The 16818-nt window shown below is 46.2% G+C and carries 8 protein-coding genes; 6 read left to right on the top strand and 2 right to left on the bottom strand.

All coding sequences use genetic code 11. The features are described 5' to 3' along the window. Positions 1-320: 320 nt before the first annotated feature. A complete protein-coding gene (locus Pan241w_RS01750) occupies positions 321-2051 on the bottom strand; it encodes a hypothetical protein (RefSeq protein WP_145210045.1) in 1731 nt (576 codons plus the stop codon). 1100 nt (positions 2052-3151) lie between these two features. On the opposite strand from Pan241w_RS01750, the gene Pan241w_RS01745 reads away from it, so the two are divergent. From Pan241w_RS01745 to Pan241w_RS01730, 4 genes are all read left to right on the top strand, one after another. Further along, positions 3152-4249: a DUF1559 domain-containing protein gene (locus tag Pan241w_RS01745; protein ID WP_145210042.1), complete on the top strand. Its 1098-nt coding sequence runs from the start codon at positions 3152-3154 to the stop codon at positions 4247-4249. A gap of 119 nt (positions 4250-4368) precedes the next feature. Next, on the top strand, positions 4369-4854 hold the full coding sequence (locus tag Pan241w_RS01740; protein ID WP_145210039.1) for a carboxypeptidase-like regulatory domain-containing protein: 486 nt from the start codon (positions 4369-4371) through the stop codon (positions 4852-4854). Between the two features lie 56 nt (positions 4855-4910). Then, positions 4911-7925, top strand: a complete 3015-nt coding sequence (locus Pan241w_RS01735; protein WP_198000265.1) for an FG-GAP-like repeat-containing protein — start codon at positions 4911-4913, stop codon at positions 7923-7925. A gap of 130 nt (positions 7926-8055) precedes the next feature. Next, positions 8056-10896 (top strand): FG-GAP-like repeat-containing protein, encoded by a 2841-nt coding sequence (locus tag Pan241w_RS01730; RefSeq protein WP_198000264.1) that lies wholly within the window; start codon positions 8056-8058, stop codon positions 10894-10896. A gap of 124 nt (positions 10897-11020) precedes the next feature. Here Pan241w_RS01730 and Pan241w_RS01725 read toward each other — a convergent pair whose 3' ends face one another. Beyond that, positions 11021-12178: a XylR family transcriptional regulator gene (locus Pan241w_RS01725; RefSeq protein ID WP_145210030.1), complete on the bottom strand. Its 1158-nt coding sequence runs from the start codon at positions 12176-12178 to the stop codon at positions 11021-11023. Between the two features lie 1268 nt (positions 12179-13446). Between Pan241w_RS01725 and Pan241w_RS01720 the strand changes: the two genes are divergently transcribed. Both Pan241w_RS01720 and Pan241w_RS01715 read left to right on the top strand, forming a co-directional pair. Further along, positions 13447-14112 (top strand): thioredoxin domain-containing protein, encoded by a 666-nt coding sequence (locus Pan241w_RS01720; protein WP_145210027.1) that lies wholly within the window; start codon positions 13447-13449, stop codon positions 14110-14112. Next, positions 14112-16814, top strand: coding sequence for a PAS domain-containing hybrid sensor histidine kinase/response regulator (locus Pan241w_RS01715; RefSeq protein WP_198000263.1), 2703 nt, complete (start codon positions 14112-14114; stop codon positions 16812-16814). Before Pan241w_RS01720 ends, Pan241w_RS01715 begins: the two co-directional genes overlap by 1 nt. Positions 16815-16818 lie beyond the last annotated feature (4 nt).

Raw genomic sequence — 16818 nt, 5'->3', positions numbered from 1 at the left:
CGTGGAGGTTCGAGTCCTCGTTTGGGCATTTTGAAATCAAAGGACTTAGGGCAATATCGCTCTAAGTCCTTTCTTATGAACGGGACTACTGCGGACAATATTTTAATGTGATTGGAGTGCTTTTGGTGAAACACTGACCGAATCGCAGCCTGTTTTACTTCGGGAAAGAGATGACAGTAACGACGGTGTATTTCTTCAGTCATGTGTCCGACGAATTCATTGATCAGCCTTTGGTCAATCGAATGGGATGAGAGATTTCTGATAAAGGAATGCTGCAGGCATTTTCCCCCAGGAATGACGCTCACATTTTAGTCTGAGGTCTATTTCAGTTGATCACTCGAAGTTTCAACTCGCTGTAAACGATAGACATCGATACCAACGGGATCAGAATAAACAGACTGAATTAAAATAGAATCGAATCTGGTATCGCTGAACGCACCTTTCTTGTCCCAAGATCGCTGTACCACCAGAAATTTCACTTTGGAATCGGCAAGTTTTCGGAACACTGCTTCTGATGAGGGTTCTGCGTTGATGGCTTCGCAAATGTCGAAATACTCATCCGGAAAGAAACCGGAATAGCCATTGACAAGTGGGACACCATGGAACGTGCCAAAGTACATCCACTTTGCCGTGGTCTCAAAGTCTTTGACTTTAAATCCAGCGGCAAAGGGAAAACAAGCTATTGCATGGTTGGGGGGAGTATTCTCTCGAATAAACTGAATCCACCCAGCATGACTTTCGGCACTGGGAATTTTTTCAAGCGCAGGTTCAGATGGAAACACCTCAAACACAGCAATCAGACAAAGGATTAGAAGCGCAGGTTTTACTATATAACTTTGCTGTTTTCTCGAACACAATCTTCGACTAATCAGGAAAGCTCCATAAAGACCTTGAGCGGCCAGTAGAGCAATCGTCATTTGCACGAAAAATGCAAATCGAAAAACATTGCGTACTAGAGAAAATCCGGGGCAATACTCTGTCAAAGTCCACCAGGGTCGCCATTCATAGATAAGAAGGTTCGGTCCCAGAGAAAGCAAAAAGGCAAGAAGCATGGTAATCAGCATAAACATCGTCCACCATCGCCAACGTTTCCGCTTCAATCCCAGAATGACTCCGATCATAGCAAACCCGGCCTTAAACCACCCGGGAGAAAGTCGACTCTGGTCTCGCGCTGCGCAGATATCAAATTCGATCAACTGCCTGCCTTTCGATGCGGTGTAGTCTCCTGGTAGAGCAGAAAGTTGTAAGACTGTCATCGGGTGACGTTTGAAGGAGTTTTCTTCAGAGGCTTTTCTCAAATGGAAAACTACGGGGCCTGTCATCACTGCTGCAACACAAATTCCAATGACCAAAGTGGCCCATAAATTCGGATTCAGCAGCCGCTTCCACAATGTCCCTGCAGCCCCGAGAAGCAGCACCGCCAGAAAGAAGCCCTGGTGACTACAGGTCAGAAAAGTGAGTCCGAACGCGACCCCAAGTTCCGCTCCAAGAAAAAGGGAAGAGCTTCGGGAAATTTTCAACAAGACGATCCAAGTCCACAGGATCCCCCAAAGGGGGGTCAACTGCAGGACATCTTGTTGCCAGTGTACAATCGGCAGCAGCAACAGCATGGCTCCCCCCACGATTGCAATGGAACGATTTACATTTAATTTTCTCAATAACAAAAATGCAAACAGTCCGTTGAGCAACAATGCAAACCACAGATAAATGTTATAGGCGAGAACGCGAGATTGGGTGAACCAGAAGAGGGGCGCCATGAGAATCGTAGTTGTTTGTGGCTCCGAAAATGCAAATGTATTTGGGGTTGGATGAAATATCGGCGCATTCCAATAGCTGTTAGTCCCCTGCAAAAACCCTTCCGCATTCCACCAGATTGTCCAAAGATTGAACATCGGAACTGTTAATGAGTCTGACGTCCCCGTTGGTAAACACGTTGTCGGACAACGTGCCAATGGCCATGTAGACCAGATAGCCAAGGTTGCATAGATAACAACGACAAGAGTTCCGAAAGCTGGTTTTGATTTAATTACTCTTCGGACTGATAAAGTCATGCAATGAAATGGCTCCCATCGATCATCAAACTACCTCAAGTCTCAGACACAGATATGAAAATGACTGTTAATGCAGAACTACCATTGGAAACGATTGAAAGAAGAATCAGACAGAAGAGAGATCATGAGAAAACAGCTCCCTCATCAGGATACCGGGCTTCCGAGGATTGTCAATTTGAGTATTGCGGTATTAATCAACCGGGTAGTTTGAGCTCGTATTTCTTCTCAATAAACAGAATCGTGAAACAGAATCATGGGGTACTTTTAATGTGGAGCTAATTTAGCTTGCATTACAATTTATGATGCTTCCACACCGCCCTGCTTCAGTGAGCAACTTTTGCGTTGCCTGTTTTCATGTTCCTGCTCTTTCAGCCGTTTGGATGCATTGAAAGGTGCTCCCACGAAACTGAGCTAGCCAGCTATCAAAGGATTGCTCACTAATTTCTCGCTGCGGAAAGACTTTACTCATCGTTTGTAACACATTCAACATGGTCTCAATGTTACAACGCTTTTGGACAATCAGTTCCAGGCATGCGACCTCGTGCAATTTTTCTCAAGTCTTATACGCATTAACTCATGGCAATGCGGCTTGAAATAACATATTTTGCTATACGACTAATTTTGAATCAAAGAATTAGTACATATCCCTCAACAAGTAAAATGCCTTTTGCACAGTTAGATGTTCTTAAAGAAGACTACATTCTTTAATGTCTTAATGAGTAATAATTAAGGCTAATTCTCAATCATCTAAGTTTCCGCAAAAGAGGGAAAACTTACACTTCATGAAATGTTGTCTTCACTTAGATTTAACGCAAAATTCTTTATTTTCAAAATTTCGTTAGCACTTCTCAATACTGCTGTATAACGTAGTCCAATGGTCAATCTGTATGTTTATGGCTTTATTTATGCATTTTTATTTTGTAAATACCTTTAATTAAAAGGCATTTACCTCCACTGCAGTTCCAGAATCATCGTTCTTAATTTTGGAGTTGCCTGCGGAAAATTCCTTCACGGTTCTAAGAATCGATACGCCACTTTTGGCAAAAAATTCATCTATCACGATTTGTCTTATCTCATTTTTTAATGAAAGGAAGAGAGGCATGGACCTGAAACGTCAGCGGAAACGTGGTTTTTCATTACATGGTTTTACACTTATTGAGTTACTGGTTGTCATTGCCATCATTGCCATTTTGATTGCCTTACTACTACCAGCTGTTCAACAGGCGCGCGAAGCAGCCCGTCGGACAGAATGCAAAAACAAATTGAAACAATTGGGAATCGCGATGCATGGTTATCACGAAGTGCATGGCTGTATGCCGATGGGAGCTGGGTCCAACGGCGGTCCGGGAGGACGGCGGCAGAGTGGGTTTGTGGGCATGCTTCCCTTTATTGATCAGGCTCCACTCTTTAATTTAATTGCAGCGGGTGGTACTGCCGCTGCAGTCGATGGGACCACAAATTATAATGGATTCGATTTTGTTCCCTGGGATAACAATCACAAAGCTGTCATAACAAAAATCCCCATGCTGTTGTGTCCATCAGACGGAGACACGACCGAAGAAAATCCACGTGCCAAATGCAACTACATGTTCTCGCGAGGTGACACTGCCTGGGACACCAACCCCGGATGGAACGGAAATGGTGGTCGTGGCCTGAGAGGTTTCTTTGTTGGTGGATCAGGCAACTCCAACGTGCGAAGAATCCGCGACATCACCGACGGCTTAAGTAACACGATTGCCATGGGTGAGCGTATTAAAGCAAAGCCGGGTGGAAATTCGATTCTGACTGGTGCAATTGCCACAAATATTACTCAAGCCCAATATCGTGCAGACGCATCGGTCTGTCTCAATAACTACAATAACTCAACCGACCAATATGCCGGGAGTTCGAGTCGTTGGGCAGGTTTGCGTTGGATGGATGGAACGGTAAGTTTTACCGGTATGACCACCATCCTTGGCCCCAATAAGCCGAGTTGTACTCAGCCAGGTGATGATCACGATGGGATCCAGGATCCAACCAGCCATCACGCAGGAGGTGCCCAGGTTCTTATGGGGGATGGAGCAGTTCGGTTTATCAGTGAGAACATTGACGCCGGCAATCCCGCTTCACCATCTCCCGCAGGTGCCACAAGGAGCCCCTATGGTATTTGGGGCGCATTGGGTTCTGTCGCAGGGAGCGAAACGATCGGCGAGTTCTAGGCTGGCTGAATCAGTCTATTCACCATCGACCTGAAAACCGGAGGGCGGTCAGAGTACCGCCCTCCGCAATGGTTATGTGTAGCGTTATTCGTGATACCAATTTCTAAGGGATTCCTACAATGAGAGTACGGATTTTACTTATCATCTCTATTTGCATGTTTTCATACGGTTGTAGTGGAGGTAGTGAAGAAGATCGGAAGCCTGTCTATAAAGTGACCGGAACCGTGAAATTAGGGGGTGCTCCCATATCAGGCGCAAGCGTTACTTTTGTGTCCAGGGAAAAACAACCCGTTGCTTATGGACGCACCAACGGCTCTGGCGCGTTTGAACTGACGACTTACGATCCCGATGACGGAGCAGCTGCCGGCACGTATGCTGTGCTGGTTACCAAGTACTTAGGCAAAGCAGCTAACGCCAGTAACATTAATGCTGCTCATGGAACCGACCCTACAAAGAACTACGATTCAGTCAGCGGCCACGACGCGAAAGCGACGCAAACGACTGACAACGTAATTTCGGCACAATATTCCGATGTGGCCACGACTCCGTTATCAGCAAATGTCGAATCCGGTGGAGAGAACAAATTCGATTTCGAACTCAAATAGCGGGATGGAGTGCTGATTGCACTATGTCCAATGGGAGACACTTGAGAATTGATGCAATGCTACTTGCTCGATGGCAAGTGGCATTGTTCGTCGGAACACTCTGCTTGGCCAGTGTGTGCGGTTGTGAGTCAGAACCTGTTGATCCGGCCATGTCTCTTCAGCAGGCTGAAGCGGCCCTCATCAAAAAAGACTTCGACCGCGCCGAAAAACTTGCCATGGATATTCCTGCCAGTGCCCCCGAACGCTCAGCTGCTCTCATCGTGGCCGGAGAAGCTGCCATGCACGATAAACGATTCATCGATGCGCTGGAATACTTTCAATTGGCGATTGATTCCAGCAAAACCCCAAAACACACCAAAGTAGCCAGATTTTCATTAGCCGAAGTCTATCGTGAGCTTGGACAATTGACGAATGCGATTCAGGCCTATCGGCAAGTGCTGAATGCAAACCCAGACAATGCTGCCACTCACGAACGGCTCGCATTCTTACTCAGTACTACCGGAGCACGCTGGGAAGCATTACCCCATTTCTTTTTTCTGGTTCGTAGTGGCACAGCCACGATTAATGAATTGGCAATCTTCGCGGATCTTGATCGACATGTTGAGCATAAAGCATTCCTTGAGTCTTGCTTGCTAAAATCAAAAGATGATCCCTATGTACGATTCGGGCTAGCCGCGCATTCGTTCTGGGACGGTGAGCCAGATCAGGCAAAAGAAAGCTTGCGTCAGATTGTTTTAGAAACTCCCGAACTGATCTCCGCACAGGCAATGCTGGGAGAATTACTGCTCGATGATAAAGAAACACAATTTGTGCAATGGCACCTGAATTTACCGGACGAAGCCGAATCGCATCCGGATATCTGGTATGTTCGCGGGCTTTGGGCACGCCGACATGACCAACGTCATATGGCCGCACATTGCTTTTGGCAATGTGTTTGCCGCGACCCAAGACACCGGCGCGCGAACGTTCAACTCAGTCAGGTGTTGGCATCACTTGGCGAAATAGCTTCGGAAGCATTTCGTGAGAGAGCGGCTCAGATGGTCGAACTGACACAGCAAGTCGACGACGTACTACGGAGTGGGGGACTCAATGAAGCAGCCGTTCATCAAACACTGGATTTATTGGAAAAAATGGGACGAATTTGGGAGACATGCGCCTGGGGGGTCCTGGCGCGTAACCAATTTAATACATCCGATTGGCCACAACAATATTTAGCGCGATGTGCGCCTCTATTGAATAGCGACCTGCCACTGGTGCAAGACGCTCAAAATTTGACAAAAAGAATTAACTTAACGTCTTATCCAGAGTTCCAATTACCGCAAGTCGATCTGAATTCTTCGGTCGAAGACTCCAAATTTCAGGTCAATGCTCAAATTCGGTTCTCACAATCAGACACCGGCATCGACTTCACCTACTTCAATAGTCCCGATCTATCGACAAAGGGTGTACGTGTATTTGAGTCAAACGGTGGTGGGGTAGCAGTTGTGGACTTCGACGGAGACGAATGGCCTGACCTGTACTTTACTCAAGGGACGGAATGGAAATCCGGTAAGACAGAGCCGTCGCCTTCCAAGCAGTATACAGACCACTTGTTCCGAAACTTGGGAGACTCATTTGAAGACATTACGGATTTATCAGGTCTCGGAAATCAGGGATATGGACAAGGTCCGACTGTAGCCGATTTTAATAATGACGGATTTCCCGACCTCTATATCGCCAACATCGGTCGCAATCGGCTTTACAAGAACAATGGAGACGGTACGTTCGAAGATGTTACCGATGCATGTGGACTAACAGGACAAGACTGGACGGCAAGCTGTGTCGTCGTTGATCTGAACGCAGACGGATTACCAGACCTGTTTGACGTTAACTACCTGCAAGGAAAGAATATCTATACGGCAATCTGCCAGGGGCAAGCATGCTCTCCCTCCGTTTTCATTGGAACTCCAGATCGTTTGCATCTGAATCAAGGTGATGGAACATTTGCCTGCATTCCGGATATCACTCCTGCAGCGGGAGCAAAAGGCCTGGGGGTCGTGGCACTTAATCTACATGATCGCAAACGACCATGCTTGTTTGTAGCCAATGATCAAACTCCTAATTTTCTGCTTCAGGCTTCCAGCACAGACGATTCTTCCAGTATTCGTTTGGAAAATAGAGGATTCATTGACGGAATCTCCCACAACGAAGATGGACTGTCAATGGCTTGTATGGGCATTGCCGCCGACGATGCAGACGGAGATGGGCGGATCGATTTCTTTGTCACGAACTTTAAAGATGAATCAAACACTTTCTATTCGCAAGACACAGAGGGAATCTTTATTGACGCGACAAAACAAGCTGGCCTGGCTGGCCCGAGTTGGCCTTTTGTCGGTTGGGGGACGCAGTTTCTGGATGCCGATCTCAACGGTGCGGTAGATATCATTGTGGTAAATGGTCATGTCGACGACTATCGTGATGTGGGAGGCGAATATCAAATGCGTTCTCAGTTTTTCAAAAACATGGGGAAAGGGCGTTTTATCGAACTTCCCGCAGTTGATGTAGGATCATGGTTCGAGAAAAAAATTCTAGGACGAGGGTTGGCACGTCTTGACTGGAACCGGGACGGCTTGCCGGATTTTGTCGTTTCCCAAATCAGCGAACCTGTTTCTCTCATGACAAATCGGACCACTGGAAGTGGCCATTTCATTAATGTCTGTCTGCATGCGACGAGAACCGCACGTGATGCGATTGGTACTGTCGTGGAGGTTGTCACGGAAGATCGACGCTGGAAAAAGCAAATCGTGGCCGGGGATGGTTACATGGCGAGTAATCAGCGGATGGTTCAATTCGGACTGGGAACAGCTGACTCCATTCAAGAAATCCTGATCCACTGGCCTTCGGGTGGTATGTCAAGAATGAAGAACCCTCCGGTCGATGCCACTCTGGAGTTGGTGGAGGGAAAGACTCATTTCGCACTATGGCGCGGTTCGGATCTCGAAAAATCAAATGCCGAATTAAAATTGGAATATGAAAGTAAGCTGGCAAATTCCAATGCGGTCTCGGAGAAACATAATGTCCGCAAAAGATAACTCTCCCCTTACACAATCTCGATCCAATCGAAGGCGGGTTGGGCTGGGTATTGTTCTGTTGATCCTCGCAATATGCGGATGGGTAACTTGGTATCAATTGTGGAGCCCCAATGTTAGTACAGAACGATTGATGCAACAGGCTAAACGTGACCATGCGATGGGACGGGAACAACAGGCAGAAAGAAAAGCCGCTCAAGTTCTGAATATCAACCCTGGACTTGATGAAGCGGTATTTCTCGCAGCTGAGTGCGCCGTATCACAAGAAAAATATCAACATGCACTCGACTACCTGAACCAATTGCAAACATCCAAGTCGGATGTGCTTCTACGTGCAGCATTGTTCACAGCAGATTTGCAGCATTATCAGCTGAGTCGATTTACCGATGCAGAACAGTCCTACCGCAGGGCGCTCGATCTTGATTCGGAAAACATACAGGCCAACTCCAATCTGGCGAGACTTCTGGGGCTCTGCGGGCGGCGGACTGACGCAATTCCCCACGTCTTAAAATTGATTCGCCTGGGAGTAGAAACGGATTTGCTGATGCTGCTCGCGCGAGAATCAGGTGTCATTCACGATCAGGATGCGCTGAAGCGGGCGAATGTAGAGGTTCGCGATGATGCGAATCCTTTGCTGGGTCTTGCCTGGCACGCTGCAGAGAACGAGCAAACCGAACGCGCCATCCAATTACTTCGAGACGCGATCGATCGACAGCCCGATCTTATTGCCGCCCATGTAGCGCTGGGGCGTCAATTGCTGATTACAGGTCGATTCAATGAACTTTTTCTCTGGGAAAAACAGATACCGCCTGAGGCAGAACATTATTCGGAGACCTGGCTTATTCGTGCACAAGCCGCAGAGAAAGAGGGATTGAAAGAAGCGGCGATTCGTTGTTATTGGGAAGCGGCCCTGCGCGCCCCGGAATCAAAACTTCCAAACTTTCGGCTCGCAACTTTACTGTTTGAAACGGGAGACACCGAAACGGCAGAAAAATTTGCAGAACACGTTGATCAACTACAGAAATTGAATGTGACCCAAGATCGGATTTTTTCAATGAATGATCAACCAAGCATCGAATCCGTATTGGAATTAGCAAGAAGCTATGAATCAGTTGGCCGATTCTGGGAAGCTTATGCCTGGTGCCTCTTATCTGTGCGAGTTAATCCATTACATCAGAATGCGCAGCTCTATCTGAATGAACTAAAAAAACAAGTTGAGGGCATCGCGCTGCAGCTGACAGCCAATACAGCGAACGTTGCAAAGTCTGTTGACCTCTCGATGTATCCTCTTCCAAACTTTCATGAGTCTCATAAATCTCCAGACAATATTAGTTTAATCACTTCATCAACAATTTCTGTTCGGGACGATGCGCAAGCAAATGGTTTGAATTTCCAGTATTTTAATGGGACCCAGGGCTCCCCTTCGCGGAGAATGTTTGAATTCACAGGCGGCGGAATCGGCGTCCTTGACTTCGATATGGATGGTTTCGCCGATATTTATTTCACACAAGGACGCCCCTGGCCACTCAACACGCAAGTGAATCATTTCTCCGATCGTCTCTTTCGGAATCGTGGGGCAACTCGTTTTGACGATGTGACGAGCGGCGGCGGTATTCGAGAAAGCGGCTTTGGGCAGGGAGTTGCCGTCGGGGACTTTAACACAGATGGGTTTCCAGATCTGTATGTAGCCAACATTGGGGCGAACTATTTATGGATGAATAATGGTGATGGTACATTTTCAGATGTGACGTTAGTGGCAGAGGTCGGTGGTAATCAGTGGACGACGAGTTGCGTTCTAGCCGATTTAAACTCTGACGGATTGGCAGACATCTACGCCGTTAACTATTTAACCGCAGAAGATGTCTTCGAACGAGTTTGTAAACACCCTGATGGGACACCGCGCGCATGCTTACCGTTTCACTTTGAAGGGGAGACGGACCGTGTATGGTTGAATGACGGAAACGGACACTTTACTGATGCGACAAAAGAGTTTCTCTCCGTAAAACCAAACGGAAAAGGACTCGGTGTCGCAGTTTGGGACTCGGACGGAACCGGAAAACTGAGTCTGCTCGTTGCGAATGACACCGGGCCGAACTTTTTTTTCGTCAACGAGTCGAACAGTAACAGTAAGATCAGTTTACAGGAACGTGGGACCCTGGCCGGCCTGGCACTCAATGAGGATGGAAAGGCCGAAGGATGTATGGGGATTAGCCTTGGCGATCTCAATGATGATGGAGAATTGGATGTCCATATTACGAACTTCCTGAGCGAATCAAATACCATCTATACGAATTCGACGACAGGATTTTACGAAGATCGAACCCGTATGCTGGGGCTGCATGCTCCCACATTAAATGTCCTCGGGTTTGGAACACAATTCCTTGACATGGATCTTGACGGACGTCTTGAATTATTCGTCTCGAATGGACACGTTGATGACTTGCGCCAATACGGACGACCGTATCAAATGCGACCACATCTGTATCAGGGGAACGGACAGCGATTCTTGAAAGTCGATGCAACCACATTGGGTCCGTATTTTCAGCAACAAAGACTGGGACGATCCGTTGCTAGAATTGACTGGAATCGAGATGGGCGAGAGGATCTGATCGTTGGTCATCTTGATGGTGGCTCCGCTCTATTAACAAATACCAGTGTTTCGACAGGACATTTTCTTTCACTCAGATTCTTCGGCGTTGAGTCAAATCGAGATGCGATTGGAACAACGATTCAAGTTCGAATCAACGGCAACACGATTACACGTCAACTCACTGCAGGAGACGGGTATCAAGCCAGCAACGAGCGCCGTATTGTAGTTGGTGTGGGACGTGCCAGTTTAATTGATGAACTGATTGTTCGCTGGACTTCGGGAAAAGTACAAAAATTCGAAAACGTGCCAGTTTCCCAGGAAATGTGGCTCCTCGAGGGAGGGAATCTCATTTCAATGACATTGGACGCAGATTCTGATAGCTGAATGAGGCTGGATCAAGCATCGACCACACTTCGCAAACACCTGATTATCGCCAACGTTTCGTAATTTAAAAGTAGATCGAATTTTAAATTACAAAGGGAGCTAAACTTATCTCAGCAAGATTTCATCAAAGATTGGAATGTTGACGACGGTATTGACTGGGGGGGATGCCGACCGCCTTCTTGAACGCAACTGATAGATATTCTTCATGTTGGAATCCTGCACAGTTCGCGATTTCGAACAGTGAAAGCTCCGTTTCAGTGAGTAGATTTTTCACCCGATCAATTTTTAGTCGGATAATTTCCTGATGCGGAGTTCGTCCGAGTAATTTCTGGAATCGATGTTCCATTGCACGTCGTGAAATCGGGATCTCTTGCAGAACGTCATTAACATTGATCCCTGAATAAGCATTTTTACGAATGAAACTTACGGCATGAGCAATTTCCGGATCATCAATCGCGAGAATGTCTGTAGATTGACGGGTTTCAACACCAATCGGTTCAATCAATAATGCATTGGGATTCACGGATTCGCCCGCCATCATACGGTCGAGCAAGTGAGCAGCTTCAAAACCTGCCCGAGAAGCATTGCAGCGAACGCTGGAAAGAGGTGGGTCTGCGAGTTCACACAGCAGGTGATCATTGTCAACTCCTAAAACAGCAACTTCCTCAGGAACGGCGATTTCAAGTTCCCGGCAAGCATCAAGTAACGCGCGTGCCTTGATGTCAAAACAGGCAAATATGCCCACGGGACGTGGAAGCTTTTTTAACCATTTGACTAGTTCGTTTTGCTCCACACTCCACGAATATTCAGAAGAGTTCTGTGAAACGGAATCGAGTTCAAAGTATTGTCGTCCTTCATTTTTAATAATTTGAGCAAAATACTGCTTTCGCCAGTTTGACCAGTTAAAACTAGGATCACCACAAAAAGCAAAATTCTGAAAACCGCGCTCCATCAAATGTTCTGCGGCCATTTGAGCAATCGCTTCATCATTCGTTTCTACCCAAGGGATGTCTGGCAGATGACGAGCAGCACTTACGTCGACGATCGGTAAACCGGTATTTCTCAAAATGGCTGCGATTTTATCCGTTTCTACCCGCGCAATGATGCCATCTCCTTTCCATTCAGACAACCAGGCAGGAGGCTGCCCACCTCGTTCCTGTTCCGGTAGATAAATAGACCAGCGCTCGTGTAACCGGACATATTTGGCAATTCCTTCCAGAACACCTCGCGCGTAGGAATTAGAAGTTTCGATGAGTAAAGCCACTGAGTGAGTTCGCTTCATACTCGTTTCCTGCCTGATTCAAACTGTGCAATGATGGGCGACCTCGTATTGTAAATTATCTCATTCGCAAAGTCGACAAGATCTTTCTAACTCAGCAGAATTCTATAGTTTATTCTTAATAAAATAGAATATTGAGTATCCTTCAATGTTTCTCGCGATGTAATTAATCTCAAGGACCATCTGTATTCACTCATCATATTGTGAGTACAAATGAATGCCAGAATTTGAACTCATTCCTCGGCGGAGTTTTTCCGCAAATCATGGCAGTAAGATCTGGAAGACACCGAACTTATGGGCTCGCAGGACGATTGAATCAGTCGTCCCTGAAGTAACAAAACCGATACTACATCATTCAGTAATTAATCGGATGAATCAAGAAGAGGGGACCTATCACCCTCAGAACCTTCCTCACGAATTCGATATAGAATCATAGTTGATTCTCGATAATCATGACATGACGGGAAGTTTTTTACTTATCCCTATTCAGCCCCCCTGGTGTTCATAGGAAGACATCCATCATTAAAACAAACGATGGCTCGGTTTAAAGTAATGACTGTGATCTGGTTTTGCCTCGTGGGAATTGGCATGTCATCTCCCAGGAAATATCAGGCGACTCCCGAAGAGGCACAGGATATGATCAGTGCCTGCGATGTCAATAAAAATCACAGGCCGTCTGCCGGAATATGCTCATTCAGGTACGACCTGTTGCCATGCTTTCGATTCCGTCATGTATGGTTGCAAATGTTACGAAATCGGGATGATGATTTTGCCTCCACTTTAGTTTCTTCATTCAAATTCTTGCATAGAACGACATCAAGTCACTCTTTAATAACGCGCCTCTGCTTCATCATTTTCATTGATGGAGGGAATCTTCTCTCTTAAGAGAGGAGGTGAATCGGATCGTTTCATTTTCTGAACAAACGCGACTAAATTAGAACGCCTGATCGATTCCAAACACACTGCAATCTTCTATTAAAATCGCAACTCCCAACCTCTATTTCACTTGTGAAAATGAGACCGCTTAAGGGAGGTCTATTTTAGCTTCAGCGGAATTCCTCCACGATTTCATTTACTTTTACCGATTATGAAGTCTCTTCATTCAAAACCTCATATTTAAGATTAATCGATCTTTATTTGTTCTGAAATTGCAGCCATAACCCAGAAAAGCAACTTACTCTTATACAGCAATGTCGCCTTTTTAAAACAATTTTCAGGAAACTGGAAACTCACTTTAGTTGATAAATTGAATTCACGAAGTAATCACTCACATGTCACATACTGAGAAGATGATTGACCAAAAAGATTTACCCCCTCAAGAAGGGATGAGCCAAAGCCTGGCTCTACCAGCGATGCTCGTTCTCTGGCTGGGTGCTGTGTTACTTGGTATGTCTGTGATCTGGGAATATCAAGTGACGCCGGGTGAACTTCCCGATGCACCAAAAGATTGGCCAGCCGACAGTCGTATGACCTGTAATCATAGACGGCCGACTCTGGTTATGTTTGCGCACCCTCGTTGCCCTTGCACGCGTGCCAGCATTGGTGAACTGGCCTTGATCATGGCACATGGTCCAGAACGGATTGATGCCCGCGTATTATTCTATAAACCTGCCAGTTTTCTTGAAGGATGGGAAAAGACAGATCTCTGGGAAACCGCGAAACATATCCCCGGAGTCTCTGTTTCGAGTGACATAGATGGTTCTGAGGCCCATTTATTTGGTGCCACGACTTCCGGTTATGTCTTACTTTATGATGCAAATGGACAATTATTATTTCACGGTGGTATCACGGGTTCACGGGGCCATTCAGGTGACAACGTGGGAAGAACAGCAATCGAGACAATCTTAACCGGTGGCAATACCGAAAGACAAACAACATTCACCTTTGGATGCCCTCTGCTAGGACGAAACGACGCTTGTCAGCAGGAGAATCAATAATGCCTACTCATATTTTATCTACAACGATGAATGAAACAGCTTCGAAAAGAGCTGATGAGCTATTTACGGAAAATCGGCGAGATCTTTACAGAAGAACCGACCGACTCTTTGCCTGTCTGATGATTGTGCAGTGGTTTGCTGCGATCGGAGCCGCATTTCTGGTAACTCCCCGAACATGGATCGGCTCTGTCAGCGAAACACATCTGCATGTCTGGGCGGCAATATTATTTGGTGGATTGATTACTCTCTTCCCTGTGCTTTTTACCTTTCTCCGTCCTGGTGCCACCTTAACACGACATTCGATCGCGATTGGCCAAATGTTGACGGCTTCACTCTTAATTCATTTGAGTGGGGGACGCATTGAAACACACTTCCATATTTTTGGATCGCTGGCATTTCTTGCTTTTTATCGAGACTGGCGCGTCCTGATCACTGCCACAACCGTTGTGGTAATCGATCATACAGCATTTGGTCTCTTCTATCCACAGGCTGTATTCGGAACGCTCACAGCAAGTCCATGGCGGATTGTGGAACATGGTGCCTGGGTTGTCTTTGAAGATATCTTTTTGCTGATTGCCATTAATCAGAGTTTAGGTGAAATGAAAGCAATGGCACGACAACGGGCAACCTTGGAAGAAACGAATGAAACAGTGGAAACAGAGGTTCAAAGACGAACACACGAATTACATACTGCCAACCAGTTGATCTCGGAAAATAACCGTAATTTAGAGCTGAAAACCCAGGAACTGAAACAGCAGGCTGAAGAGTTATTGGCAGCAAACGAACGGGCCGAACAACTCAGCGCTTTTGGTAAAATATTAGATCAATCTCATAACGAAATATTTATCGGCGATCCCGATACCTACCATTTTATTTATGCCAATCGAGGAGCGCGACTCAATATTGGTTACAATCTGGAAGAGTTACAAAAACTCACTCCTGTGGATATCACTTCGGGGCTCACAATGCCTGATTTAGAAAGGATGCTGGAACCCCTCAAGCTTGGTTTGCAAAGCTGTGTCGAATTAAACAGCATACATCGTAGAAAAGATGGGTCAGAATACCCAGTCGAAGTGCACATTGAATCTTCTGTTCTAGGAACGAGAAAGGTTTTTGTAGCCGTCATACTGGATATTACAGAACAGCAACGATCTTCCAGAGCAATTGAGCGGCTGTCACGATTCCCCGACGAAGACAGCAACCCGGTCATGCGAGCCTCTGCTGACGGGACGTTACTTTACGCCAATAAATCGAGTAAACATTTACTTGACTTCTGGGAAACCCAAAAGGAAAAACCACTCCCTGACGAAATCTATTATACGTGTCAGCAGGCTTTGAAAACGCATGAAACAATTGAACTCGAAATCGATGCCATCGATCGATATTACTCTCTGATCGTGACACCGATTGCCAAAGAAGAGAGCTACGTCAACCTGTATGCAACGGACATAACCTCGCGTAAGCATGCTGAAGTCGATCTAATCAAAGCAAAAGAAGTAGCTGAGGCGGCGAACCGCGCCAAAAGTGAATTCCTGACCAACATGAGTCATGAAATCCGAACCCCCATGAACGCCATTTTGGGGTTCAGTGATCTTATTCTAGACAGTGCCGGTGAACCGGGCGAAGTAGAAGCGGCACGTACGATCAAGGAAAACGGAGAATTTCTAATCAAACTAATTACTGATATTCTCGATTTATCCAGTATCGAATCTAAAAAACTCCATGTTGAATTAGTACGGTGCTCTCCTCACGAAATCATGAGTAAAGTGGTCTCCCTGATGAAACTCCAGGCAAAAACCAAAGGCCTGGTATTTGATTTCCGAATTGATGGTCCCATACCAGAAACAATTAATACTGATCCCACAAGATTGACTCAAATCTTGATCAATCTCATTGGAAATGCCATTAAATTTACGGAGACAGGAACCGTTGAGGTGATCACTCGCCTGGTCAATGAAAATAGCCAGCAACCTCAACTCCAGTTTGATATCATCGACACCGGCATTGGGATCGCCGAAGATAAAACCCATCTGCTTTTCTTACCGTTTACCCAAGCCGATGGTTCCATGACACGGAAATATGGTGGAACTGGTCTGGGACTGGCAATCAGCAAACGGTTGACAGAACTTCTGGGAGGAACCATTTCTGTTTCCGGTACTCCTGGAAAAGGAAGTACCTTTTCCTTCACCATTAACACTGGTTCCCTGGAGAAGATTCCCTTGATTGAAGGTCATATCACAGCACCAGTCATCAAGAAAAACGACACACAGACGGCAGTACCAAGTGAGTTCCCGTTACGTGACCAACATATTCTGGTCACTGAGGATGGAATCGACAACCAACGACTGATCAGCTTTATTTTGAAAAAAGCAGGCGCGAAAGTCTCGTTAGCCGAGAATGGACAAATTTCCTTTGATCAGGCGACAGCCGCAATGAAAGAGGGAAATCCTTTCGACGCGATTCTGATGGATATGCAAATGCCTGTTTTGGACGGTTATAGCGCCACTCAACAATTAAGAGAAGCAAATTTCAACGGACCGATCATAGCTTTAACGGCACATGCTTTGAGTGGAGATCGTCAAAAGTGTATTGATGCCGGCTGCGACGACTATCTGACCAAGCCAATTGACCGCAGAAAACTAATCGAAGTTGTGGCCAGTTATGTTCATGAAGCAGAGAATAGTCAAATATGTGCCAGCTAAAGCA

The sequence above is a fragment of the Gimesia alba genome (assembly GCF_007744675.1).
GTDB classification, from domain to species: Bacteria; Planctomycetota; Planctomycetia; order Planctomycetales; family Planctomycetaceae; genus Gimesia; species Gimesia alba.
This window is presented reverse-complemented; position numbering and strand designations above follow the sequence as displayed.

What these genes read in the sequence shown, in the direction of transcription:
- Pan241w_RS01750 (WP_145210045.1), bottom strand. Translation starts at nt 2,051, where the DNA reads ATGACTTTATCAGTCCGAAGAGTAATTAAATCAAAACCAGCTTTCGGA.
- Pan241w_RS01745 (WP_145210042.1), top strand. Translation starts at nt 3,152, where the DNA reads ATGGACCTGAAACGTCAGCGGAAACGTGGTTTTTCATTACATGGTTTT.
- Pan241w_RS01740 (WP_145210039.1), top strand. Translation starts at nt 4,369, where the DNA reads ATGAGAGTACGGATTTTACTTATCATCTCTATTTGCATGTTTTCATAC.
- Pan241w_RS01735 (WP_198000265.1), top strand. Translation starts at nt 4,911, where the DNA reads ATGCTACTTGCTCGATGGCAAGTGGCATTGTTCGTCGGAACACTCTGC.
- Pan241w_RS01730 (WP_198000264.1), top strand. Translation starts at nt 8,056, where the DNA reads ATGCAACAGGCTAAACGTGACCATGCGATGGGACGGGAACAACAGGCA.
- Pan241w_RS01725 (WP_145210030.1), bottom strand. Translation starts at nt 12,178, where the DNA reads ATGAAGCGAACTCACTCAGTGGCTTTACTCATCGAAACTTCTAATTCC.
- Pan241w_RS01720 (WP_145210027.1), top strand. Translation starts at nt 13,447, where the DNA reads ATGTCACATACTGAGAAGATGATTGACCAAAAAGATTTACCCCCTCAA.
- Pan241w_RS01715 (WP_198000263.1), top strand. Translation starts at nt 14,112, where the DNA reads ATGCCTACTCATATTTTATCTACAACGATGAATGAAACAGCTTCGAAA.